Source organism: Pseudarthrobacter sp. LMD1-1-1.1 (assembly GCF_040676255.1).
Classification (GTDB): Bacteria; Actinomycetota; Actinomycetes; order Actinomycetales; family Micrococcaceae; genus Arthrobacter.
On the sequence record NZ_JBEGHP010000002.1, the window covers coordinates 1,566 to 3,714 of the forward strand.

Genomic DNA, 2,149 nt, shown 5'->3' on the forward strand with positions numbered 1-2,149 from the left:
TTCCAGCACCGGGCAGGAGTCAGTCCGTATACATCGTCTTGCGACTTCGCACGGACCTGTGTTTTTAGTAAACAGTCGCTTCCCCCTGGTCTCTGCGGCCCCGATCCCCTCCCGGACGCGAAGTCCGTTCAAGGTTGGGGCCCCCCTTCTCCCGAAGTTACGGGGGCATTTTGCCGAGTTCCTTAACCATAATTCTCTCGATCGCCTTAGTATTCTCTACCTGATCACCTGTGTCGGTTTGGGGTACGGGCGGCTAAAACCTCGCGTCGATGCTTTTCTCGGCAGCATAGGATCACCAAATCCCCCCAAACGGGGGTCCCATCAGATCTCAGGCACAAGAGTGGCGGATTTGCCTACCACTCGCCCTACATCCTTAGACCGGGACAACCATCGCCCGGCTCGGCTACCTTCCTGCGTCACACCTGTTAATACGCTTGCCTCCCAGGATCAGGTCCCGCGCTCCACCAAAACCCTTCACCCACAAGGGGTGTCAGGCAGGTCTCGGGCGGTTAGTATCCCCTGTTCAACATGGACGGTTTTTCGCCGGTACGGGAATATCAACCCGTTGTCCATCGACTACGCCTGTCGGCCTCGCCTTAGGTCCCGACTTACCCAGGGCAGATTAGCTTGACCCTGGAACCCTTGATCATTCGGCGGACGGGTTTCTCACCCGTCTTTCGCTACTCATGCCTGCATTCTCACTCGTGTAGGCTCCACCGCTGGTTTCCACCGCGACTTCACTGCCCACACGACGCTCCCCTACCCATCCAGACGCCTGAACCACAAGGGCTTAGCTAAATATCTGAATGCCACAACTTCGGCGGTGTACTTGAGCCCCGCTACATTGTCGGCGCGGAATCACTTGACCAGTGAGCTATTACGCACTCTTTTAAGGGTGGCTGCTTCTAAGCCAACCTCCTGGTTGTCTGGGCAACTCCACATCCTTTCCCACTTAGCACACGCTTAGGGGCCTTAGTTGGTGGTCTGGGCTGTTTCCCTCTCGACTATGAAGCTTATCCCCCACAGTCTCACTGCTGCGCTCTCACTTACCGGCATTCGGAGTTTGGCTGACGTCAGTAACCTTGTAGGGCCCATTAGCCATCCAGTAGCTCTACCTCCAGCAAGAAACACGCAACGCTGCACCTAAATGCATTTCGGGGAGAACCAGCTATCACGAAGTTTGATTGGCCTTTCACCCCTACCCACAGCTCATCCCCTCCATTTTCAACTGAAGTGGGTTCGGTCCTCCACGACGTCTTACCGTCGCTTCAACCTGGCCATGGGTAGATCACTTCGCTTCGGGTCTAGATCACGCCACTCACACGCCCTATTCAGACTCGCTTTCGCTACGGCTGCCCCACACGGGTTAACCTCGCGACGTAACACTAACTCGCAGGCTCATTCTTCAAAAGGCACGCCGTCACCAGAATCAGACTGGCTCCGACGGATTGTAAGCACACGGTTTCAGGTACTGTTTCACTCCCCTCCCGGGGTACTTTTCACCTTTCCCTCACGGTACTGGTCCGCTATCGGTCATTAGGGAGTATTTAGGCTTATCAGGTGGTCCTGACAGATTCGCACGGGATTTCTCGGGCCCCGTACTACTTGGGATACTCTCACAGGCGGTACAAACACATTACGGTTACGGGACTAACACCCTCTCTGGCCGGCCTTTCAAAACCGTTCACCTATGCGCGCACATCACACCCCACCAGCCCGGCAGAACTGGTATGGAAAGTCCCACAACCCCGACCATGCAACGCCCGCCGGCTATCACACATGGAACGGTTTAGCCTGATCCGCGTTCGCTCGCCACTACTAACGGAATCACTATTGTTTTCTCTTCCTGCGGGTACTGAGATGTTTCACTTCCCCGCGTTCCCCCCACGCACCCTATGTGTTCAGGTACGGGTCACCAAGTCACTCGCGCGCTTGGCGGGGTTTCCCCATTCGGACACCCTGGGATCACAGTCCGGTTATCGACTCCCCCAGGCTTATCGCAGATTCCTACGTCCTTCTTCGGCTCCTAATGCCAAGGCATCCACCGTGTGCTCTTAAAAACTTGACCACAAAGATCAAAAACATTTTCGAGAGAACCACGAAAACTGTCCCGCGCACCCAAAGGCACACGAACCAGATCCAGGTTCAT

General features: G+C 55.6%; 1 rRNA gene (running past one end of the window). It reads right to left on the minus strand.

From position 1 onward, the window contains the following. A 23S ribosomal RNA gene (locus MRBLMD1_RS05440) occupies positions 1-2,068 on the minus strand; it reaches 1,288 nt to the left of the window's first position. Positions 2,069-2,149: the final 81 nt, after the last annotated feature.